Consider the following 23,218-nt stretch of genomic DNA (forward strand, 5'->3'; position numbering starts at 1 on the left):
GGTAGCCAACCATGTCAATGCAATCTCAAGATATTATTAAACGTTCGGCCACCAATGCCTTCACGCCGCCGCCGCAGGTGCGTAGTGATAAAAGCGAAGTGGCGAAACTTATCGACGTCACCACCTGTATTGGCTGTAAAGCCTGTCAGGTCGCCTGCTCTGAATGGAACGATATTCGTGATGAAGTCGGTCACAATGCCGGGGTTTACGATAACCCGGCCGACCTCAGCGCCAAGTCCTGGACGCTGATGCGTTTTTCCGAGATCGAAGAAAATGACCGCCTGGAGTGGCTGATCCGCAAAGACGGCTGTATGCACTGTAGCGATCCCGGCTGCCTGAAAGCCTGTCCGTCCGCCGGCGCAGTGATTCAATATGCCAACGGCATCGTGGATTTTCAGTCCGAACACTGTATCGGCTGCGGCTACTGCATCGCCGGTTGCCCGTTCAATATTCCACGGCTGAATAAAGACGATAACCGGGTTTACAAATGTACGCTGTGCGTTGACCGGGTCAGCGTCGGGCAGGAGCCTGCCTGTGTGAAAACCTGCCCGACCGGGGCGATCCGTTTCGGCACCAAAGAAGAGATGAAACACCTGGCGCAGGAACGCCTGGTCGACCTGAAAAAACGCGGTTATTCACACGCCGGTCTTTACGATCCGCAAGGCGTCGGCGGCACGCACGTGATGTATGTGCTGCACCACGCCGACAGACCATCGCTGTATCACCATCTGCCGGATAATCCGCAAATCTCCACCCCGGTCAATCTGTGGAAAGGCATTCTCAAACCGCTGTCGGCGCTCGGGTTTGTCGCCACCTTTGCCGGACTGATGTTCCACTACGTCGGCATTGGCCCCAATACGGAAGAAATGGAGCACGACAATGAAGGGGAGAACAAACATGAGTAAGCAGAAAATGATTTTGCGCACCAAATTCATCGATCGCATCTGTCACTGGATCGTGGTGATCAGCTTTTTTCTGGTTGCGCTGTCCGGTATCGCCCTGTTCTTTCCCACCTTGCAGTGGCTGACGCAAACATTTGGCACGCCGCAGATGGGGCGGATCATGCATCCTGTTTTCGGGGTATTGATTGTTATCTGCCTGATCCCGATGTTTATCCGTTTTGTCGGCCACAATATTCCGAAACGCGGCGACCTGCCCTGGTTTCTCCATATCGTTGAGGTATTGAAAGGCAACGAGCATGAAGTGTCCGATGTGGGCAAATATAACCCCGGGCAGAAAATGATGTTCTGGAGCATCATGGGCTTAACGCTGGTATTGCTGATTACCGGCATCATCATGTGGCGCCCGTACTTCGCGCATCTATTTCCCATTGACGTGGTGCGTTATGCCATTCTGATTCATGCGACAGCGGCTATCGTGCTGATCCATGCCATTCTGATCCATATGTATATGGCATTCTGGGTCAAAGGGTCGATTAAAGGCATGATCGAGGGCAAGGTTTCCGAACAGTGGGCGAAGAAGCACCATCCCCGCTGGGCGCGCAGCCTGAAAGAAAAATCCCAGGTGAAAAAATAACCCCGTTACGCTCCCCGCCAACGCCCGGCATAAATATTCGGCGTGCCTCGGCGTAAGCCATTACGCCGAGGCGGGCGTTCCCGCGAATGCGCCGCAGGACGTGGAGTCGGCGAATAGGCAAACTAAAGGTTATAACTTACGCCCAAAAGTCATAACGTTACCCCATTCCTCCATTATCGCTTAGCAGTTATGATGCGCTATCGTCTTAAAATAGACATCCAGACATAAAGATAGCCATAAATTGTGTATAACACACAACATTGCTGAGACACCATGGAGCTGATAATGAAGAAATTCACCCCCGCCCTGCTGGCATTAAGCCTGATCGCGTCGTTACCTGCGTTTGCCGGCCAGACAACCGCAATTGCCCCTATTCCTGCCAGTCTGGCTCAGCACGACGGCCCGGTACGGATCGCGGTTATCCGCAATCTGGGTTCTGACGACAACACCACCCAGTTTATCTCCGGCGTACTCGAAGAAGGCAAAAAGCTGGGCTTTAAGGTCAGCACCTTTCTGAGCAACGGCGACGATGCCCGCTTTCAGGACTTCGTGAATCAGGCTATCAGCCAGAAATACGACGGCATCATTCTGTCACAGGGACGCGATCCCTATTCGACCGAGCTAATCAAACGCATCGTCGACAGCGGTATTGCGGTATCGGTGTTTGATACCGCCGTTAACGGCGAGATCCCGGGTGTTACCGTCACCCAGCAGGATGATGCCTCCCTGACCGATGAGTCATTCGGTCAACTGGTTAAAGATTTCAACGGTAAAGCCAATATCATCAAACTGTGGGTCGCCGGCTTTCCGCCAATGGAGCGTCGTCAGGCCGCCTATCAGCAAATCCTGAAGGCCAACCCCGGCATCAAAGAGCTGGAATCCATCGGCGCCGTCTCTTCCGATGTGCAGGGCGATACCGCCAACAAAGTCGGCGCGGTGCTGGCCAAATATCCGAAAGGCAAAATCGACGCCATCTGGGGCACGTGGGACGCGTTCAGTCAGGGGGCTTATAAGGCATTGAAAGAAAACGGCCGTACTGAAATCAAACTCTACAGCATCGATATTTCCAATCAGGATCTGCAACTGATGCGGGAAGCCAATAGCCCGTGGAAAGTGAGTGTGGCCGTCGATCCTAAGCTGATTGGCAAAGTAAACCTGCGTCTGGTCGCCAACAAAATCGCCGGCGAACCGACTCCCGCCACTTATGAATTCCGCGGCGCATCCATTCCTCAGGCGCTATTAGCCAGTCAGCCTGGCCCGGTAAACGTTGCCGGTCTGAGTAAAATTATTCCCGGCTGGGGCCAAACCGATGATTTTATTGCGCCCTGGTTTGCTACATTGGAAGCCAAACAGGCTAAATAACAGGGAGATAACCTATGGCATCCACGCCTCTGCCAACGCCGGAATACAGCCGCAATATGCGGTTAATCGGACACAGCGATCAGGGAGGCCGACCTGATGGCGTACAGGTGATGGTTCATCGCGGTTATGCCTATATCGGGCATATGGTTTCACAGGGGGTATCGATTGTTGACGTGTGCGATCCTAAAAACCCGAAGCCCGCCGGGTTTATCGCCGCGCCGCCGGGAACCTGGAATATCCACCTTCAGACGCACGACGATCTGCTGCTGGTCGTCAATGCCCGGGATCTGTTCGCCGATGCCAGCTTTGCCGAAGAAAAAGTCTACTACACCCGCGCCGTCGCCGAGACGATAAGCACCCGGCAGCAGGGAAAAAGCTGGAGCGCCGGGCTGCGTATTTTCGATATTTCGACGCCGGATAAGCCGCGCGAAATCAGCTTCCTGTCGCTGGACGGTATTGGCGTTCACCGTATCTGGTACGTCGGCGGCCGCTGGGCCTATGTTTCCGCCCTACTGGACGGATACAGCGATTACATTTTTCTGACTATCGATTTGGCCGATCCGCAACGCCCTCAGGTCGCCGGGCGCTACTGGCTGCCGGGGATGCATAGCGCCGGCGGCGAGCAGCCGACCTGGCCGGAAGGTAAACGATATGCGCTGCATCACGCCATTATCAGCGGCGATACGGCTTACGCCAGCTGGCGCGACGGCGGCTTAACGCTGCTGGACGTCCGCGATCGCCACAAGCCTCAGCTTATTAGCCATCGTAACTGGAGCCCGCCTTTCGGCGGAGGAACACATACCGCGCTTCCGCTGCCCGATCGTGATTTGTTAATCGTTCTGGATGAAGCGGTGCTGGATAATCAGGAAGATGGCGAGAAGCTTATCTGGGTGTTTGATATTCGCGAACCGGCCAATCCGGTCAGTATCGCCACCTTTCCACAGCCGACCGAAACGGATTATGTGAAAAAAGGCGCGCACTTCGGCCCGCATAACCTGCACGAAAACCGCCCGGGCAGCTTTATCAGCTCAACGCTGATTTTCGCCACCTATCAGAACGCCGGCGTCAGGGCTTACGATATCAGCAACCCCTATCGGCCGAAAGAAACCGGCGCGCTGGTGCCCGCCGCGCCGCAACGCATGATAGACAAGCGCCCCGGCCGGCCGTCGGTGATTCAATCCTGTGATGTGTTTGTAGATGCCGAAGGCATTATCTACAGCACCGACTACAACGCGGGCCTGTCGATCATAGAGTATCGCGGTTAAGTCATGCGCTCAGCCCCGTTGCACACCTGTCTCTTATACACAAATGCAGGGACTCATGACGGTTTTTCCGTTACCCGGCGTAAGAAATTATGCTGAGGCGAACTTGGGCGCCGAGTGAGCAGCATGGATGCTGCGAAAACCAGTGCCGCGTCGGGAACGCGTCACTGGTGGCTCGAATAGCGGTCATGGGCGCCGAGGGAACCGCGTCAGTGGCATAATTTCAGCCGGAAGCCAGAGGTCAAGGAGCTGCGGCGCTGAGCGCTCCTTGTCGGGCGCGTGCTTCGACGCGGCATGAAAATACCTTTCTTTTCGCGCACGAAATAGCTCTGAACTCACAGGGACTATTATCGGTAAATTTGTGACTAATAGACAGTGCACGAGGTGCTGAACGCCAGGCTCCCGCTGAAACTCAATCCAGCGCCAACACGCTCACCCACATCGGCCCCTGCCCCACCGCATAACGCGCCAGCGGCTGTAATCCGCCATCAGCCCCGTTAATACGATACACCTCGATATGATCCGATTTCTGTCCGGCGGAAATCAGGAACTCGCCGTTATGATCGATATTGAAGCCGCGCGGCTGTGTTTCCGTCGGCTGATGGCCGGTCAGAGACAGCGTGCTGCCATCTTCGGATACCTGGAAAATGCTCAGCAGGCTGGCGGTGCGATCGCTGATATACAGAAAACGGCCATCGGGCGTGATGTGAATATCCGCCGCCCAGCGCGTATCGGCAAAATCGGCGGGCATGGCGTCCAACGTCTGGACTTTCTGCAATTGGACGTTCGGCGCGTCGAGCTGATAAACGTCCACCGAACTGTTCAGTTCATTGACGCAATAGGCAAAGCGTTGGTTGGGGTGGAATGCCATATGGCGCGGCCCCGCCCCTGCAACGGCGGCCATGGCCGGCTGACGATGTACGCTCAGTTCGCCCGTTTCCCCCAGATCGTATAAACGAATGCGATCTTCTTTCAGGCAAGGCGCCCAGATCACCGCATTGTGCGGGTCGATATTGGTTGAGTGGCCCCCCTCCAAACCGTCCAACTGCTGGATCGGCTCGCCAACAATGCCATTCGCGTCAATCGGGCTGACGCTGACGCAAGCGCCGCTATAGGAGGCGCTGAACAGGAAACGGCCGTCCCGATCGGTAGAAAGATGGGTCGGGCTGCCGGGCAAGGATGCGGCGCCCGCGTCCGTCAGCAGACCCCGATCGTCAATGCGGTAGTTGATGACGCGAAACTCGGGGCGAACCCCCACATACAGATGGCGTTTATCAGGCGCAATCACCATCGGTTGTACCTGCCCGGGCACATCAACAACCTGTAATAATGTCAGTCCGCCTTGCGCGCCGAGTTGCCACACATGGATCTGCTGACTTTCCGGGCTGGCGACATAAACTACTTGCTGCATCGTATTCTCCTCATTCATGCGACGTTCACTGCTCAAGCATAGGCAGAGTTTTTTATCAAAAACAGAGATAAGTCATACGACTCATATTTTCGCAACCTGACTTCCAGTGTAACATCATCGTTAATAGCGTTATTCTACAGACACTTTGCGAGACTACTATGACCTATCGCGTAATTGCACTCGATCTCGACGGAACCTTATTGGATCGACAGAAAAAAATCCTGCCGGAATCACTTACTGCATTAGCGCTGGCACGTCAGCAAGGTATAAAAATCGTGATCGTTACCGGACGTCATCACTCAGCCATTCACCCTTTTTATCAGGCGTTGCAACTTGATACCCCGGCCATCTGCTGTAATGGGACTTATGTGTATGATTATCGGTCAGGTCAGGCGTCTCATGCCAATCCGCTGACCGCCGATCAAGCCAAACGCGTGCTCAGCCTGCTGCAAGAGTTTGATATCCACGGCCTGATGTATGCCGACGACGCGATGTATTATCAGAATCCTACCGGGCATGTTATCCGTACTCAGGCATGGGCCTCGACATTACCGGAATTGCAGCGTCCGCTGTTCAAACAGGTTGAAGATCTGGTTTTGCAAACGGATGACGCATTGTCTATCTGGAAATTCGCCACCTCTCACGCCGATATCCCTACCTTAAACAATTTCTCCCGCGTCGTGGAGCAACAGCTCGGTTTGGCATGCGAATGGTCGTGGCAGGATCAAGTCGATATCGCCCAAACCGGCAACAGTAAAGGCAAGCTGCTGCAACAATGGGTTGAAGAACAAGGCATTAGCATGAAAGAAGTGGTCGCCTTTGGGGATAACTTCAATGACCTCAGCATGCTTGAAGGCGCCGGACTCGGCGTGGCGATGGGCAACAGCGCCGATGAAATCAAAGCCCGCGCCGATCTGGTTATCGGCCACCATGAACAGCCCGGCATTGCCGAGGTGATCCGCACCCGAGTCTTGTCGTAACGGCTTATACCTCGCTCCACCTCAACGCCGGACAAAGCGCTCAGGGCCTTGCCCGGCACGTCGCACCTTATGGTTAGAGTACGCTGCCGAACGTTTGCCGCAAATGCGCTCCCGCGCCCAACAACCCCGGCTGTTGATGCGTAATCAGAAAAACCGGAATATCGGCAAGGTAGTCTTTAAAACGCCCTTTGTCCTCAAAGGCGGCGCGAAAACCGGAAGCCTGAAAAAAAGACAGAAAGCGCGGCACAATCCCACCGGCGATATACACGCCGCCAAAAGTTCCCAACGTGAGCGCCAAATTACCGCCAAACCGCCCCATCATCGAACAAAACAGCGACAGCGCCCGATGGCAGTCAACATCATACTCCGCCGCCAGCGCGCGCTCGGACACCGCCCGAGGCAGCAGATTTTGCGGCTCGCGCCCATCGGCCAGCACCAACGCGCGATAAAGATTGACCAGTCCCTGCCCGGAGAGCAACCGCTCTGCGGAAACATGCCCCCACTGCCGACGCAAGACTTGCAATATGCGATCTTCTTCATCGCTGCCGGCGGCGAAGTCTACGTGTCCGCCTTCCCCCGGCAGGCTGATCCAACGGTTATCCACCCGGAGCAAATGCGCGACCCCAAGCCCGGTTCCCGCCCCATAGACGGCAACGGGCTGGTTGGCGACCGGCTCCCCGCCTCCGATCTGGATAAGCGAGGTTTTCTCCAGCACCGGAACCGCCATGGATACTGCGGTAAAGTCATTGATGACCTCAAGGTGCTGCAATCCAAGCCCGGCCTTCATCTGCGCAATAGAAAACTCCCAACTATGATTGGTCATGGCGACCCAATCGCCGGTAATCGGACAGGCAATCGCCAGGCATGCCGCCTCGACGGTGACGGCCTGATCGCCCAGATAGTCGCGGATAAGCGTCTCAAGGCTGGGAAATTGCCGCACCGAATACGTCGCCAACTGTGATAACGAGCCTGTTGTCATGTCGCACAGGGCCAAACGGGTATTTGTCCCCCCCACATCGCCAACCAGCGCATAATGCGTCATTGTGTTACTTCCCCAAATTGAAAAGATAATGTGGTTACGATAACGCGACCTTATTCAAATCGCGACAACACAGCACACAATATTCAGGGAAGAAATCAAAGCGGATTTTTTCAGACAGGATTTTAAAAAAAATAATCAGTATGTTAAGCCGTTATCGAAACGCTTTTTACCTGCGCATAAAGTTGCTGCTGCGGATGCAAGGCCAGATCGTCGCGCGCCCACGGCGAGATCCTTGCCCATAGAATCTGGTTGCCGACAACCAGCTTAACTTCTACCTGGTCGTCAACCTCAATGCACTCCACCACATCGGCAGGGAGAATATTACGGATACTGCTCACTTCGGGCGGCGCGAGCACCAGCGATACATCGGCGGCGTTAATGCGGATACGCAACGGCGTGTCCGTAGGCGCGTCCACCTTTCCCACCCACAGATGCCGATCGCCCAGCGACAGCGCGGTCATCGCGTAACGGTCGTGGTGCGCAAGCACACGGACGTTCAATATGCTGCTTTGCTCTTCCCGCGGCAGCCAGGGGCGTAACGCACTGCTGACCCAGACTTCCTCCAGCCCCCCCAGCGCCTTTACTTTGCCCTGATCCAATACCAAAACACGATCCGCCAGCCGAAGAATTTCTTCCATACTGTGGCTGACATACAGGATGGGAATGTTCACTTCTTTCGCCAGCCGCTCCAGATAGGGCAACAGTTCCCGTTTGCGCGGTAAATCGAGGGAGGCCAACGGCTCATCCATCAGCAGCAGTTCCGGCGCGGTCAATAATGCGCGACCAATCGCCACGCGCTGCTTTTCCCCACCCGATAACGTTAGCGGATAGCGATGCAGTAAATGTTCAATCCCCAACAGCGCGACAATATCATCAAACTGTTGCGACATATGCGCCGCCATGCCATAGCGCAGATTGCCGCGCACCCGATAATGCGGGAACAGGCGGGCATCCTGAAACACATAGCCGACATGACGCTTTTCCGGCGGCAGGGAAATACGCCGCCGGGTATCCACCAACACCCGATCGTTGAGAACGATGCGCCCTGACCTGGGCTGGGTCAATCCCACAATGGCGTTGATTAACGATGTTTTCCCCGCGCCGGAGACGCCAAAAACGGCGGTAATGCCGCTGGCGGGCAAATCCGCCTTAACGCTGAGGTCCAGTTCGCCAAGCTGCTGGTTAAAATCGAGTTGTAGCATTATCCCCCCAGCCGCTTACGGCTCCAGCGCGTCAACCATTCCGACAGTAACAGCGACACCAGCGAGAGCGCAATCGCAATGATGCACAGCCGCGCGGCGGCGGACTCCGCGCCGGGGGTTTCGATCAGCGTATACATCGCCAGCGGGATGGTTCTGGTCTCTCCGGGAATATTGGAAACAAAAGTGATGGTGGCGCCGAATTCCCCCAACGAGCGGGCAAAGGCCAACACCGTGCCGACAACGATGCCGGGAAAGGAAAGCGGTAAGGTAACGGTAAAAAATACCCGCCAGGGCGCCGCCCCTAACGTACGGGCAGCCTGTTCAAGACGCGTATCCACCGCTTCCAGCGACAAACGAATCGCTCTGACCATCAGGGGAAAAGCGACAATCGCCGACGCCAGCGCCGCGCCGCGCCAACTGAAACTGAAGCTAAAACCAAACCACTCATACAGCCAGACGCCAATAATCCCGCGACGCCCCATCGCAATCAGCAACACATAGCCAATGACGACCGGCGGCAACACCAGCGGCAGATGGATAATACTATCAAGCAGTGATTTACCGGGGAACCGACAGCGCACCAAAACCCACGCCATCAGTATCCCCAGCGGCAGGCTGCAAATCACAGCCACAATAGAAACTTTGAGGCTCAGCTCAACGGCCTGCCACTCATAGTCACTTAGCATCATTAACGGGGAGTGAATCCATAGCGTTTAAAGATCGCCGCGGCTTCCGGTGTTTTCAATTGCGCGTAAAAAGCGGTCACCGCCGGATTTGTACGATCTTTTACTATCGCCATCGGATATTCCACCGGTTTATGGCTGTTGGCGGGAAATAATCCGACCACCTTGACCTTATCGCTGGCGACGACATCCGAACCATACACAATACCCAGCGGCGCTTCTTCACGCTCAACCAACGCCATGGCGGCGCGGACGCTATTCGCGCGCGCCATCAAGGGGGAAAGGGCATCCCAGGCTTTTAAGTTTTGCAGCGCTTCTTTGGCATAGATACCGGCGGGAACATGGTCCGGGTCGCCCACGGCCAATCGTCCCTCTTTCAGCAGACTTTTCCAGTCGGTATTTTCATTGATGGCGAGATCTTTCAGCGGGCTGGTGCTGGGGGCAATCACCACCAGTTCATTGCCTAACAGCGTATAACGGCTATCCGTTTCTATCAGATTTTTATCCTGGACGTAATTCATCCACTGCTGATCGGCGGAAATAAACATATCGGCAGGCGCCCCCTGCTCAATCTGGCGCGCCAGCGTCGACGATGATGCGAAGGAAGCGACAATCATGACGTTTTTCTCTTTCTGGTACTGTGTGGCAATCTCTTGCAATGCATTCGTCAGTGAAGCGGCGGCGAAGACCGTCACCTTTTCTTCCGCCGCCATTGCCGGAACCGCCATCCCTACGCTGAGCGCCAGCGCAGCAAACCCTTTCAACCATTGCCGTTTCATCTTCGTCTCCCGACCGTTACCGTTATGTAATGAATCATATAACGAAAAATCAGCGACTGTCATGCAATTTATCGGGACGGTCGGCGCAAGCGGGAGGAAATGTCCGGCGGAACGCCGGACATCAAAATCAGGGGAGTAAAAAAGTCAATCAATGCTGCTTTTTAGCGGTGCGATCTTCTACATGACCTATGTTCGAAAGAACGTTAAACACCTCGCCCAGGCCATAAATGGCGCCCAGAATAATCGCCATCATGACCGGCACCATGGCTATAGCAAATAGCAGACTCGTTAATAATTCCAACATGCTTACCTCACTTATCGCAACGGTCAGCGTTAATCCCGTGGCTAACGCAATAAACTGTTTCTATCATAGTCATAGAGACTTCCCCACAGTTTAACCCAATCAAAGAAAATAAGGCGGCCATTCGTGCGATTTGCCCCGGATGGAAAAAATGACGACAATACAGACTGATAAAATGAAACATCATCAGGCCCTTAGCCATGCAAGCTGAAATCCTTCTTACCCTGAAACTCCAGCAGCGGTTGTTTGCCGACCCGCGGCGCATCGACTTACTGAAACAAGTCCGTCATACCGGTTCAATCAGTCAGGGAGCCAAGCTGGCAGGGATCAGTTATAAAAGCGCCTGGGATGCCATCAACGAAATGAATCAGTTAGCTGAGCAAACATTGGTCGAGCGCATGACCGGCGGCAAAGGCGGCGGCGGCGCCCGGCTCACCCGCTATGGCGAACGGTTGATTCAGCTTTATGACCTGATGGCGCAAATCCAGCAAAAGGCTTTTGATGTATTGCAGGAAGACGATTTACCGCTGGACAGCCTGTTGGCGGCCATTGCGCGTTTTTCGCTACAAACCAGCGCGCGTAACCAATTTTTTGGAACCGTGCTCGCACGCGACGATGGGCAAGTGCAACAGCATGTGGATATTTTGCTCGCCGATGGTAAAACCTCCATCAGCGCATTGATAACCCAACACAGCGCCGAGCGGTTACAACTCAAATCGGGAAAGGAAGTGTTGGTGCTGATTAAGGCGCCCTGGGTGAACGTATGCGCGGCGTCCTCCCCGGCAACGAAAGCGGATAACCGCCTTCAGGGGCGGATCAGCAGCATTCAGCCCGGCGCTGAAAACAGCGAGGTGTTGATCGCACTGGCCGGCGGGGAGACGCTGTGCGCCACCGTTCCCAATGATGTTGTTTCACAACAGCAGCTCAGGCGCGATCAGGACGTCAGCGCGTATTTTAATGCCGACAGAGTCATTATCGCGACGCTCTGCTAAACATTAACCCGATCGAATAGACCGCCTGGGTGGGTTTATTTCCGACAAACAAATAGCATGCGCAAAAACCGCCATCGCTAAATTTTACACCCCGATGCAGGAAGGTAGAAAAATGTCGTTGTTGAAAATATCGCAAGGGTTATTCCGGCTAAGTGATACCCGTATGTTGCGTCTGGATGAACTGACCCTCGCGCAACATCAAAGCTGGGCGTTCGTCGGCGCAAACGGCAGCGGAAAATCGGCGCTGGCGCGGGCCTTGTCCGGCGAGTTGTCGCTGCTGAGCGGCGAACGCCGGTGCGATTTTCAGCGCATCGTCCGATTATCCTTTGAACAGTTGCAGCAGTTGGTCAGTGCGGAATGGCAGCGCAACAATACCGACATGCTAAGCGCCGATGAAGACGACACCGGTCGCACCACCGCAGACGTGATCCAGGATACGGTAAACGATCCGGTTCGCTGCCGGCAGCTCGCACAACAGTTTGGTATCGAGCCTCTGCTGGATCGCCGCTTCAAGTATCTTTCCACCGGCGAGACACGTAAAACCATGCTGTGTCAGGCGTTGATGCCGCAGCCCGACCTGCTTATTCTGGACGAGCCTTTCGACGGACTTGACGTGTCCTCGCGCGCTCAACTTGCCGCGCGACTGCCGGAGCTTGCCGGCCAGGGATATACGCTGGTGCTGATCCTCAATCGCTTTGACGATATTCCTGATTTCATCAATCACGTCGGTATCCTTGCCGACTGCACGTTGACCCGTAACGGAGACCGTAAGGATATCCTGTCGGAAGCTCTCATCGCTCAGTTGGCCTACAGTGAAAAGCTGTCAGGCACCGCGCTCCCTGAACCGGAAGATCCCCGGCAGTCTGCCGCGCTGCCCGCCGACCAACCGCGCATCACGCTGCGCAACGGCATCGTGAAGTACAACGATCGCCCGATCCTGCACGGATTAACCTGGGAAGTGCTGCCCGACCAACACTGGCAGATTGTCGGCCCGAACGGCGCAGGCAAATCCACCCTGCTGAGCCTGATTACCGGCGACCACCCGCAAGGCTACAGCAACGATCTCACGCTGTTTGGCCGTCGACGAGGAAGCGGAGAAACCATCTGGGATATCAAACGGCATATCGGCTACGTCAGCAGCAGCCTGCATCTTGATTACCGCGTCAGCGTCAGCGTGCGCAACGTTATTTTGTCCGGTTTTTTTGATTCTATCGGCATTTATCAGGCGGTTTCCGACCGCCAGCGCCAATTAACCGACCAGTGGCTGGCGTTGCTGGGTCTTGACGGCGCTATCGCCGATACGCCGTTTCAATCGCTGTCCTGGGGCCAACAGCGGCTGACGCTGATCGCCAGAGCATTGGTCAAACACCCCGCTTTGCTGATCCTCGACGAACCGTTGCAGGGATTAGATCCCCTTAACCGTCAGTTGGTGCGGCGCTGGCTGGATGTTTTAATCAGCGAAGGCGATACGCAATTGCTCTTCGTCTCTCATCATGCGGAGGATGCGCCGCTGTGCATTACGCACCGGCTAACGTTCGTTGCCAGAGACGATGTCTATGACTACCAGACGGAAGAGGTTCGCCCCGCTTCTGGTTAACTAACAAAAAGTAAAATCCCTCTGGATTCCGATTGATTTTCTCAAGCCAAATCAGAATTCTATACCATCGATAATAACCGGCGCTGTTTTCGCCGTGGATCACCTTTCCCGGCAGCAAGCCATGTTATTTTTTGCCAAATCGTCACAACAGAGGTCATTATGAACGTTCTGGTTACGGGGGGATGCGGTTACATAGGAAGCCATACCTGTGTACAACTGCTGGCCGCCGGGCATCACCCGATCATTCTCGACAATTTATGCAATAGCAAAGCCAGCGTGGTTAAAACCATAACGCAATTGACTGGGAAAACCCCCGTTTTTTATCAGGGCGATATCCGTGACGGCGCGTTGCTGAATGACATTTTTTCCCGCCATGCCATTGGCTCAGTGATCCACTTTGCAGGCCTGAAAGCCGTCGGGGAATCCGTTCGGCAGCCGCTCGATTATTATGGCAATAATGTCTATGGCACGCTGACGCTGGTTGAGGCGATGAAAAAAGCCGGCGTGAAGAACCTGATTTTCAGCTCCTCCGCCACGGTTTATGGCGATCAGCCCCAAATCCCGTATCAGGAAAGCTTCCCGACGGGCCATCCCGCCAGCCCTTACGGCCGCAGCAAGCTGATGGTCGAGCAAATTTTACAAGATTTGCAACATGCACAACCGGAGTGGAGCATCGCCCTGCTGCGCTATTTCAATCCGGTGGGCGCGCACCCTTCAGGCGAAATGGGCGAGGATCCCCAGGGAACGCCCAACAACCTGATGCCTTATATCGCCCAGGTTGCGGTTGGCCGCCGTGAATCACTGGCTATTTTCGGCAATGACTATCCGACGGCGGACGGCACGGGCGTACGTGATTATATCCATGTCGTCGATCTGGCCGATGGACACGTCGCGGCGATGAATAGGCTGCAAGACCGCGCCGGAGTTCACATTTACAATCTGGGCGCCGGAGTCGGCTACAGCGTATTACAGGTGGTTGACGCTTTCAGCGAGGCTTGCGGCAAACCTGTTGCCTACCACTTCGCGCCACGCCGGCAGGGCGACCTGGCCGCCTATTGGGCCGATGCGGAAAAAGCCGCCGCCGACCTGAACTGGCGGGTCACACGCTCGCTGGAAGAAATGGCTCAGGATACCTGGCGCTGGCAATCCGCCCACCCTGAGGGCTATCCGGACTAACGTCGTGCATCACAGGAGCAACGTATGTTGGATGAAAAAACCGCGGCGCTGGCGCCGGACGGTCAGCCGTTTCAGTTAACCACGCTACAGAACCTGGCTGGCATGCGCGTTTGCTTTATGGACTGGGGCGCAACCTGGCTTTCCTGTCAGCTTCCGGTACAGGACGGGATTCGGGAAGTACTGCTGGGCTGCACATCGCCTGAGCAATATCCGCAACAAAACGCCTATCTCGGCGCATCGATTGGACGTTATGCCAACCGCATCGCCAATGCCACGATCCGTCGCGGAAATGACATTTTTCATCTGACCGCCAATCAGGGCCGGAACCAGCTACATGGCGGACCGGAGGGGTTTCACACCCGGCGCTGGCGCATGCTCAGTCAGGATGCGTCACAGATCACCTACCAACTGTATTCGCCGGATGGCGATCAAGGGTATCCGGGGCAGCTTAACGTTCAGGTATGTTATCGTCTGACTGAACATAACGCGCTGGAAATCTCGTATCGGGCCACCGCCGAGAAACCCTGCCCGGTGTGCTTAACCAATCATGCCTATTTTAATCTTGACGGCAGCCCGACCGACGTACGCCGACACCGGCTGCAACTGTTCGCCGATTATTACCTGCCGGTAAACCAGACGGGTATTCCCAACGGCGATCTGGCTCAGGTGCAAAACACCGGAATGGATTTCCGTCAACCCAAAACGCTGGAACAGGACTTCCTGCGGGACCAGGATCAGATTGCCGTCGGCGGCTACGATCATGCCTATCTGTTGCACCGAGTCTGTGGCTCCAGCGAAAGTCCGGCGGCCAATCTGTGGTCGTCGGATGGCCGCGTGCTCATGAGCGTATTTACCAGCGCGCCGGCATTGCAGCTCTATAGCGGAAACGTTCTGGCCGGTACGCCATCGCGCGAAGGCGGCGTCTATGAAAATTGCGCCGGGCTGGCGCTGGAAAGCGAATTTCTGCCCGACAGCCCCAATCATCCTAACTGGCCGCAGCCCGATTGTTGGTTAAGACCGGGGAACGTTTATCGTTCTGATACGACGTACCAGTTTTTTTTCAGTAACGGTTAAACAATCAACAATTAACCTATTGATAACATTGACGGCGGCATCTTCCGCCAATTTACAAAACTCTTCAATTCGCCGCTTGCTGAGGTTAGATTCGGACGATTACACTGCCATGACTTTCTGCAAGGAAACGTTATGTCAGCATCCGGTTTATCGCCATCGTTCATTCATCATCTGCGCCACAAAGGCAGGTGGGGATGGCTATTAGCGTTATGCTGGCTATTTCTGAATGCGCAACTGGCCATCGCCGGACATCAATGCGACCTGACCGTCAGCCATGTCTCTCCATCCATACAGCACCAAGCGCACCTGCAACAAACAACGTCGCATTTTTCTCACCATGATGCGATGGCGAAACCTTCGGCCGACCAGCAGACGCCGCTGTGTGAAAAACACTGTGTGCCAGACACCATCAAGCAAGACAATGCCTCTCTGATATCATTGGCTCTCCCGGTCAACAATGACCTGGTCCTGGCGGCTCAGCCGCACGAGGCGAACGGCGCCAATCATGTCTGGTTCTCTCCCCCTGTCGCCGGCCCGCCGGCTGAAATCCGTTTCTGCCGCTTTAGAGAATAGCTCTTTGATGATGACACGCTTGCGCCGATTGGCGTAATCAACCGTTATTCATCGTTTTTATGGAGCTATTATTATGCGCACCGCTTATGTGGCGTTTATCGCCAGCCTGCTTTTTTCTTCCCCGTTGTGGGCGAATGGACACCAACATCACGCCATGACGCCGCCGGATACCGCCGCCAGAGTGTATCAGGCCACCGGTACGATAAAACAATGGAATGCCGACAGCGTCACCATTTCCCACCGTCCGATCGCCGATTTGCAGTGGCCGGCCATGACCATGGCGTTCAGGCTGCCCGGCGTCTCCGGCGAATTTAATCCCTTACCGGCGGATACCCTCGTGGCGTTCAGTTTTATTCAAAGCGACAGTGGTTATACCTTGACCGCGATTACGCCACAGCAACCATAACCGGGGGATAAAATATGAACACCTCCAGGCACCTCTCGGTAAGAGCGTGGTTGGCGATGTTGCTGTGGCTGCCGGCCGTGCCATTTGCGGCAGATCTGGACCTTGATCAGGCTTTACAGGCAGCGGAACGCTATTCCGCCGATCTGTCGGCCAATCAGCACCAGATTCGCGCGCTGCAAAACATGGCCGACTCCGCCACACAGCTTCCCGATCCGCAACTCAGGTTCGGCGTGGAAAACCTGCCATTAGGGGGCAATAGCGGTAGCCGACTGACGCGTGAAGGCATGACGATGCAACGTATCGGCGTCATGCAAACCTATGTCAGCAGCACCAAACGCGAAAACAAGGCGCAAACATTCCGGGTGGAAGCCGATAGTCTGCGCAGCAACAGCGAAACCATCCGCGCCCGTCTGCAACGGGAGACCGCGCAGGCCTGGCTGGAACTGGCGCTGTCCCAACAGACGCTGAAAGCAGCGCGGTCGCTGGTTAACGAAAGCCAACGGCAGATTGCCTTGCAAAAAGCCGGCGTAGCCGCGGGCGTCGAAGCCAGCAGCGTGCTGGATGCCCGTCTGACGCTGGCGGCAATGCAGGATACGCTGGCCGATGCCGAACGGGATGTTCTGATAGCAAAGGCCAGAATGGCGCAGCTTACCGGCCTGCCTGATATCAACGTTCGCGGCGATCTCCCCCGCTTTGAGCGGTTACCCGCCTCGCCCGATGAACTGAGAAAAATCATTCATCTGCACCCGGAAATGCAGTTGGCGCAGCGTGAAGCCGAACTTGCACAGGCGCGATCGGCGCAATCGGCCGTCGCGGCCATTCCCGATGTCGGCGTCGAAATTTACTATGCCAAGCGCGGAAATGACTACGACGATATGGCCGGTGTGATGGTAACGGTCGATCTGCCGCTGTTCAAATCCAAACGGCAGGATAAAGACTACGCCGCCGATGTGGCCCGCAGCCAGGAGGCCCGCGACAGGGTGTTATTGGCGGGCCGGGAGCATCAGGCGCAGCTCGACACGCTGATAGCGCAATATCAGGCCGCCCAGTCGCGCTGGCAGCGCCAGAAAAACCAGGTGCTTCCTCTCCAGCATCAGCGCATCGGGCTGATTCAGGCCCAGTATCAGTCCGGCAGCAGCAACCTTGCCGACGTGCTGGAAGCCCGCCGTTCAATGCTCGAAAGCCAGATCGCCACACTGAACGCCACGCGGGAAATGGCTCGGCTTTGGGCGGACATTCGCTATCTGACGCCACAGGGAAACCCACGATCATGAATAAACCACTCGCTATCAGTCTGCTCGCGCTGGCGCTCGCCGGCGCTATCGGCGCCGGTTATTTCTGGGGCAGTCTGCAACACAGGGCGGCTACGCCCGACACGCCGGCGGCGGCCGATCGCCCGGTACTGTATTGGTATGATCCGATGGTGCCCGATAAACGTTTCGATAAGCCGGGTAAATCGCCGTTTATGGACATGCAGTTAATTCCCCGTTATGCCGATGAGGCACAAGATGACGGCGGCGTAACGATTAGCGCCCGTCAGCAGCAGAATCTCGGGGTTCGCATCGCGCAGGCGGAGATTCGCAGCGTCAACCTGCAAACCTCGGGCTATGGTTCCGTCGCACTTAACGAACGCGCGCTGCGCACGCTGGTCGCTCCCAGCGGCGGCATTGTCGAACAGCTTAATGTCAACGCGCCGCAACAACAGGTTAAGAAAGGGGAAACGCTGGCTATGCTGTGGAACCCCGCCTGGGCCGCGGCACAACAGGAATATCTGGCGGTACGGCAGTTGGGCGACCGTTCGCTGACACAGGCGGCGCGTCAAAAACTGTCGCTGCTGTTTATGCCGGAAGCGGTGATCCGTCAGGTGGAGCGCAGCGGACAGCCGCAGCCGAGAATGACGATTACCGCCCCCGAGGCCGGTTATGTGAATAAGCTCGAAGTCCGTGCCGGCATGCAGCTAACCCCGGCGCAACCGCTATTCGAGTTGGCAAGCCTGGATCCGGTATGGGTGGAAATCGATTACCCGGAAGCGCAGGCGGCGCAGTTGACGGTTGGCGGCGAGATGATCGCCAGCAGCCCCGCCTGGCCGGGAAAAACCTTCCATGGAACCGTCAGCGAGCTGCTCCCGGTGCTGGACAGCACCACCCGCACGCTGAAAGCCCGGGTCATCGTGGAAAATGCCGGACAACAGTTGAAACCGGGAATGTATCTGTCCGTACGGCTCGCCAACGCCAAACCACAGCGGCTGTTGATGATCCCTCAGCAGGCACTGCTGGTTAGCGGCAGTCAAAACCGGGTATTACTGAGCGAAGGCGACGGCCATTTTGTTCCGCGCAACGTTACCGTTGGGGTCGCCCACGACGACTGGGTTGAAATCTCCGCCGGGCTTAATCAAGGCGACAACGTCGTGACTTCCGGTCAGTTCCTGATTGACTCCGAAGCCAGCCTGCGCAGTTCGCTGTCTCAGTTTGGCGATGCGCAGCCGGAGACATCACCGCAGGCGCAGACCGGCGACGGCTCAACAACCGGCTATCGGACGCAAGGGGTCATTAAGGCGATTAACGGCAATCAGCTCACCATTGAACATGACGCCGTTCCGGCGCTTAACTGGTCGCCAATGACCATGGATTTCGCGCTGCCGCCAGACGGCTTGCCGCAAGGTATCGGCATCGGCAGCAAAGTCAGCTTTGGCTTCACTATGGATGACAGCGGCATTCATATTCAGGACATCTCACCGCTCAACGATCCTCATGCCGGACATGGAGGCCACCCATGATTGCCTATGTCATTCGCTGGTCGCTGAAAAACCGGCTGCTGGTACTGCTGGCCGCATTACTGATGGCCGCCTGGGGGATCGTCTCGTTGCAGAAAACGCCGCTGGATGCCCTGCCCGATCTGTCTGACGTGCAGGTCATTATCCGCGTCAGCTATCCGGGCCAGGCGCCGCAGGTGGTGGAAAATCAGGTCACTTACCCGCTGACGACCACCATGCTGTCGGTGCCGGGAGCGAAAACGGTACGTGGCTTTTCCATGTTTGGCGATGCTTATGTCTATATTCTGTTCGAGGATGGCACCGATCCTTACTGGGCGCGTTCCCGCGTACTGGAATATCTCAGTCAGGTGCAGTCCAGTCTGCCGGCGGAGGCAAAAACCGCCCTTGGGCCGGATGCCACCGGCGTCGGTTGGATCTATGAATATGCCCTGGTCGATCGCAGCGGCAAGCATAGTCTGGCCGAGCTGCGCGGCTTGCAGGACTGGCTGCTCAGGTTCGAACTGAAAACCGTTCCCAACGTCGCTGAGGTCGCCAGCGTCGGCGGCATGGTGAAACAGTATCAGGTGGTGGTCGATCCGGAGAGGATGCGCACGCAGAATATTAGCCATCAGCAGATTATTAGCGCCATTCAGGCCGCCAATCAGGAAAGCGGCGGTTCGGTACTGGAGTTGGGGGAGGCGGAATACATGGTGCGCACCGCCGGCTATCTGAAAAACGCGCAGGATTTCAACCATGTGGTCATCACCACCCGCAATGGCATTCCGGTGTTGCTGCAAGATGTCGCTTCCCTGCGGGAAGGCCCGGAAATGCGCCGGGGCATCGCCGAACTGAACGGCGAAGGCGAAGTGGCGGGCGGCATCATTGTGCTGCGCTACGGTAAAAACGCGCTAGAGACGTTACATGCGGTTAAGGCGCGGCTACAGGAAATTCAGAAAAGCCTGCCCGCGGGCGTAGAAATCGTCCCCACCTACGATCGCTCGCAGCTGATTGAACACGCTATCGAAACGCTGAGTCACAAACTGCTGGAAGAGTTTGCGGTGGTGGCGGTGATTTGCGTCCTGTTTCTGTTTCATTTCCGTTCGGCGCTGGTGGCGATTATCAGCCTGCCGCTGGGGATACTCGGGGCGTTTATTATCATGCGCTATCAGGGGGTTAACGCCAACATCATGTCGCTGGGCGGGATTGCGATTGCGATTGGCGCCATGGTGGATGCGGCCATCGTGATGATAGAAAACATGCACAAAGTGGTGGAGCAATGGCGTCATGACCATCCTGGGAAAAACCCGCAGGAAAAGGAGTGGTGGCAACTGGCGGAGCGCGCCGCGACCGAGGTGGGTCCGGCGCTGTTTTGCAGTCTGTTGATCATCACGCTCTCCTTTGTGCCGGTTTTCTCGCTGGAAGCGCAGGAAGGCCGCATGTTTTCGCCGCTGGCGTTCACCAAAACCTATGCCATGGCGGTTGCCGCCGGATTAGGCATCACCCTGATCCCGGTGCTGATGGGCTATTTCGTGCGCGGGAAAATTCCCGATGAGCAGGCCAATCCACTGAACCGCTGGCTGATCGCCGGCTATCAGCCGGTACTCCAGAAAGTGCTGAGCTACCCCAAAACCACCTTGCTGGTTTCCGGCGCCTTATTGCTGCTCACGCTATTCCCGCTCAGCCGTCTCGGCAGCGAATTTATGCCGCCGCTGGATGAAGGCGATCTGCTGTATATGCCTTCCACCCTGCCCGGTATTTCCGCCCGGGAAGCGGCCCGACTGTTGCAGTTGACAGACCGGCTGATCAAAACCGTTCCTGAGGTTGAGTCGGTTTTTGGTAAAGCCGGCCGGGCCGAAACCGCCACCGACCCCGCGCCGTTAACCATGCTGGAAAGCACTATTCGCCTGAAGCCTCGTGACCAGTGGCGTCCGGGCATGACGATGGATAAATTGATCGCCGAACTGGATAGCACCGTCAACCTGCCGGGGATCGCCAACGTTTGGGTGCCGCCGATCCGTAACCGCCTGGATATGCTGGCGACCGGCATCAAAAGCCCGGTGGGCATCAAGGTGAATGGCAATAATCTGGCGGATATCGAGCGGATTGCGGCGCAAATCGAACGGGTGGTGAAGAACGTGCCGGGCGTGACATCGGCACTGGCCGAACGCCTGGCCGGCGGCCGCTATATCGATATTGACATCGATCGCCTGCGGGCCGCCCGCTACGGCGTTTCGGTAGCGGAGTTGCAGTCGCTGGTATCGACCTTGATCGGCGGACAGAACATCGGTGAAACCATTGAGGGGCGCCGGCGCTATCCCATCAATATCCGTTATCCGCGCGAACTCCGCGACTCACTGGAAAAACTGCGCGCTCTGCCGGTGGTAACGGCTGACGGCGCCCGCGTCACGCTGGCCGAACTGGCCGATATTCGCGTCAGCGAAGGCCCGCCGATGTTGAAAAGCGAGAACGGCCGCCTGTCCGACTGGATATATGTCGATCTGCGCGGCCGGGATCTCAAATCCGCCGTAGAGGAAATGCAGCAGACCGTCGCACAACAGGTGACGCTGCCGGAGGGCGTTTCACTCAGTTGGTCGGGACAATTCGAGTATCTGGAGCGCGCGACGGAAAAAATGAAAATTGTCGTTCCCTTTACGTTGATCATCATTTTCGTGCTGCTGTACGTCACCTTTAACCGGATCAGAGATGCCTTGCTGATTATGGCCACGCTGCCCTTTGCGCTGATCGGCGGGGTCTGGCTGCTCTATATTCTGGGTTATAATCTGTCCGTCGCCGGGGCGGTAGGGTTTATCGCGCTGGCAGGCGTCTCGGCCGAATTCGGCGTCATTATGTTGCTCTATCTCAATCATGCGGTGGAAAAACACCGCATTCCGGGGCAGTCGTTATCGCGGCAGCAGTTAATGGATGCCATTCACGAAGGGGCGGTGTTGCGTGTACGGCCTAAAATGATGACCGTCGCGACGATTATGGCCGGTCTGCTGCCGATCATGTGGGGCGGCGGCAGCGGTTCGGAGATTATGCAACGCATCGCCGCGCCAATGATTGGCGGCATGGTCAGCGCTCCGCTGCTTTCCATGCTGGTGATCCCGGCGGTTTATCTGTTATTGCATAAGAATGATCCCGATCCGCTGAAACGATAAAGCTGAGCGTGATTTTGAACAAACATAGCGCGGATAAATGACGTTGATGGGCGACTATCGATTGCCGATAGCCGCTCTCCGCCCCTATAATGGAACGAGTTATCACAGAAATCTTAGGATATGAAGGAGTTTAGCTATGGCTGTAACTAAGCTGGTACTGGTAAGACACGGTGAGAGCCAGTGGAACAACGAAAACCGCTTCACCGGCTGGTACGATGTTGACCTGTCCGAAAAAGGCCGTGCAGAAGCGAAAGCCGCCGGTAAGCTGCTTAAAGACGAAGGTTTTGCTTTCGACTTTGCTTACACCTCGGTGCTGAAACGCGCTATTCACACACTGTGGAATGTACTGGACGAGTTGGACCAAGCCTGGCTGCCGGTGGAAAAATGCTGGAAACTGAATGAACGTCATTACGGTGCTCTGCAAGGTCTGAACAAGGCCGAAACCGCTGAGAAATACGGCGACGAGCAAGTAAAACAGTGGCGTCGCGGCTTTGCTGTTACCCCGCCGGAACTGACTCGCGATGACGAACGTTTCCCGGGGCACGATCCGCGTTACGCGTCGCTGAGCGACAAAGAGCTGCCGCTGACTGAAAGCCTGGCGCTGACCATTGAACGTGTTGTTCCTTACTGGAATGAAACCATCCTGCCGCGCATCAAAAGCGGTGAGCGCGTCATTATCGCCGCTCACGGCAACTCGCTGCGTGCGCTGGTTAAATACCTGGACAACATGGGTGAAGATGAAATCCTTGAACTGAATATCCCAACCGGCGTGCCGTTGGTTTATGAGTTTGATGAAAACTTCAAGCCGATCAAACATTACTACTTGGGTAATGCTGATGAAATCGCCGCAAAAGCCGCGGCGGTAGCGAATCAGGGTAAAGCCAAGTAAAATTACTTGGTTTAAAAAAACCCGGCCGATAAAGCCGGGTTTT

Annotated in this window: 21 protein-coding genes; 15 read left to right on the forward strand and 6 right to left on the reverse strand. The window is 56.0% G+C overall.

Annotated elements, in window-relative coordinates:
• The first annotated feature begins 11 nt into the window (after nt 1-11).
• The 4 genes from fdxH to JG725_RS07020 all read left to right on the forward strand — a co-directional run bounded on the left by fdxH (nt 12) and on the right by JG725_RS07020 (nt 4,163).
• On the forward strand, nt 12-905 hold the full coding sequence (gene fdxH / locus JG725_RS07005) for a formate dehydrogenase subunit beta (protein ID WP_172289892.1): 894 nt from the start codon (nt 12-14) through the stop codon (nt 903-905).
• A complete protein-coding gene (gene fdnI, locus JG725_RS07010) occupies nt 898-1,536 on the forward strand; it encodes a formate dehydrogenase-N subunit gamma (RefSeq protein ID WP_172289891.1) in 639 nt (212 codons plus the stop codon). Before fdxH ends, fdnI begins: the two co-directional genes overlap by 8 nt.
• Before the next feature lie 285 nt (nt 1,537-1,821).
• Entirely contained in the window at nt 1,822-2,898 is a 1,077-nt protein-coding gene (locus JG725_RS07015; protein WP_172289890.1) for a sugar ABC transporter substrate-binding protein, read from the forward strand.
• Nucleotides 2,899-2,912: 14 nt separating this feature from the next.
• Nucleotides 2,913-4,163, forward strand: a complete 1,251-nt coding sequence (locus tag JG725_RS07020) for an LVIVD repeat-containing protein (protein ID WP_172289889.1) — start codon at nt 2,913-2,915, stop codon at nt 4,161-4,163.
• Between the two features lie 409 nt (nt 4,164-4,572).
• On the opposite strand, the gene pgl is transcribed toward JG725_RS07020, so the two are convergent.
• The gene (gene pgl / locus JG725_RS07025) at nt 4,573-5,571 is read right to left on the reverse strand and encodes a 6-phosphogluconolactonase (protein WP_199377381.1); all 999 of its coding nucleotides are present in this window, start codon (nt 5,569-5,571) and stop codon (nt 4,573-4,575) included.
• A 158-nt stretch (nt 5,572-5,729) separates the two neighbouring features.
• On the opposite strand from pgl, the gene JG725_RS07030 reads away from it, so the two are divergent.
• Nucleotides 5,730-6,551 carry a pyridoxal phosphatase gene (locus tag JG725_RS07030; protein ID WP_199377383.1) on the forward strand — a complete coding sequence of 274 codons (822 nt, stop codon included), beginning with the start codon at nt 5,730-5,732 and terminating at the stop codon, nt 6,549-6,551.
• Nucleotides 6,552-6,624: 73 nt separating this feature from the next.
• Here JG725_RS07030 and glk read toward each other — a convergent pair whose 3' ends face one another.
• The 5 genes from glk to JG725_RS07055 form a co-directional block, all read right to left on the reverse strand.
• Nucleotides 6,625-7,593, reverse strand: coding sequence for a glucokinase (glk, locus tag JG725_RS07035; RefSeq protein WP_199377385.1), 969 nt, complete (start codon nt 7,591-7,593; stop codon nt 6,625-6,627).
• A 143-nt stretch (nt 7,594-7,736) separates the two neighbouring features.
• Nucleotides 7,737-8,795, reverse strand: coding sequence for a molybdenum ABC transporter ATP-binding protein ModC (gene modC, locus JG725_RS07040; protein WP_199377387.1), 1,059 nt, complete (start codon nt 8,793-8,795; stop codon nt 7,737-7,739).
• Entirely contained in the window at nt 8,795-9,484 is a 690-nt protein-coding gene (gene modB, locus JG725_RS07045) for a molybdate ABC transporter permease subunit (protein ID WP_199377389.1), read from the reverse strand. The genes modC and modB overlap by 1 nt, the downstream gene beginning before the upstream one ends.
• On the reverse strand, nt 9,484-10,257 hold the full coding sequence (modA, locus tag JG725_RS07050; protein ID WP_199377391.1) for a molybdate ABC transporter substrate-binding protein: 774 nt from the start codon (nt 10,255-10,257) through the stop codon (nt 9,484-9,486). The genes modB and modA overlap by 1 nt, the downstream gene beginning before the upstream one ends.
• 148 nt (nt 10,258-10,405) lie before the next feature.
• A complete protein-coding gene (locus tag JG725_RS07055; RefSeq protein WP_199377393.1) occupies nt 10,406-10,561 on the reverse strand; it encodes an AcrZ family multidrug efflux pump-associated protein in 156 nt (51 codons plus the stop codon).
• A gap of 197 nt (nt 10,562-10,758) precedes the next feature.
• Here JG725_RS07055 and modE point away from each other — a divergent pair, with 197 nt between their 5' ends.
• The 10 genes from modE (at nt 10,759) to gpmA (ending at nt 23,175) form a co-directional block, all read left to right on the forward strand.
• Nucleotides 10,759-11,550 (forward strand): molybdenum-dependent transcriptional regulator, encoded by a 792-nt coding sequence (gene modE / locus JG725_RS07060; protein WP_172289881.1) that lies wholly within the window; start codon nt 10,759-10,761, stop codon nt 11,548-11,550.
• A gap of 112 nt (nt 11,551-11,662) precedes the next feature.
• Nucleotides 11,663-13,147, forward strand: coding sequence for a molybdate ABC transporter ATP-binding protein ModF (gene modF, locus JG725_RS07065; RefSeq protein ID WP_199377395.1), 1,485 nt, complete (start codon nt 11,663-11,665; stop codon nt 13,145-13,147).
• A gap of 159 nt (nt 13,148-13,306) precedes the next feature.
• A complete protein-coding gene (gene galE / locus JG725_RS07070; protein ID WP_172289879.1) occupies nt 13,307-14,323 on the forward strand; it encodes a UDP-glucose 4-epimerase GalE in 1,017 nt (338 codons plus the stop codon).
• Nucleotides 14,324-14,347: 24 nt separating this feature from the next.
• The gene (gene galM / locus JG725_RS07075) at nt 14,348-15,397 is read left to right on the forward strand and encodes a galactose-1-epimerase (RefSeq protein WP_199377397.1); all 1,050 of its coding nucleotides are present in this window, start codon (nt 14,348-14,350) and stop codon (nt 15,395-15,397) included.
• A gap of 132 nt (nt 15,398-15,529) precedes the next feature.
• Nucleotides 15,530-15,970 (forward strand): hypothetical protein, encoded by a 441-nt coding sequence (locus JG725_RS07080; RefSeq protein WP_172289877.1) that lies wholly within the window; start codon nt 15,530-15,532, stop codon nt 15,968-15,970.
• Between the two features lie 73 nt (nt 15,971-16,043).
• Nucleotides 16,044-16,376, forward strand: a complete 333-nt coding sequence (locus tag JG725_RS07085) for a copper-binding protein (protein WP_172289876.1) — start codon at nt 16,044-16,046, stop codon at nt 16,374-16,376.
• A gap of 14 nt (nt 16,377-16,390) precedes the next feature.
• On the forward strand, nt 16,391-17,650 hold the full coding sequence (locus JG725_RS07090) for a TolC family protein (protein WP_199377399.1): 1,260 nt from the start codon (nt 16,391-16,393) through the stop codon (nt 17,648-17,650).
• Nucleotides 17,647-19,152, forward strand: coding sequence for an efflux RND transporter periplasmic adaptor subunit (locus tag JG725_RS07095; protein ID WP_199377401.1), 1,506 nt, complete (start codon nt 17,647-17,649; stop codon nt 19,150-19,152). Before JG725_RS07090 ends, JG725_RS07095 begins: the two co-directional genes overlap by 4 nt.
• Complete coding sequence (locus JG725_RS07100; RefSeq protein ID WP_199377403.1) at nt 19,149-22,286, forward strand: efflux RND transporter permease subunit; 3,138 nt, start codon at nt 19,149-19,151, stop codon at nt 22,284-22,286. The genes JG725_RS07095 and JG725_RS07100 overlap by 4 nt, the downstream gene beginning before the upstream one ends.
• Nucleotides 22,287-22,422: 136 nt before the next feature.
• Nucleotides 22,423-23,175 (forward strand): 2,3-diphosphoglycerate-dependent phosphoglycerate mutase, encoded by a 753-nt coding sequence (gpmA, locus tag JG725_RS07105; RefSeq protein WP_172289872.1) that lies wholly within the window; start codon nt 22,423-22,425, stop codon nt 23,173-23,175.
• Nucleotides 23,176-23,218: the final 43 nt, after the last annotated feature.

The sequence above is a fragment of the Brenneria sp. L3-3C-1 genome, from assembly GCF_016456245.1.
GTDB lineage: Bacteria > Pseudomonadota > Gammaproteobacteria > Enterobacterales > Enterobacteriaceae > Brenneria.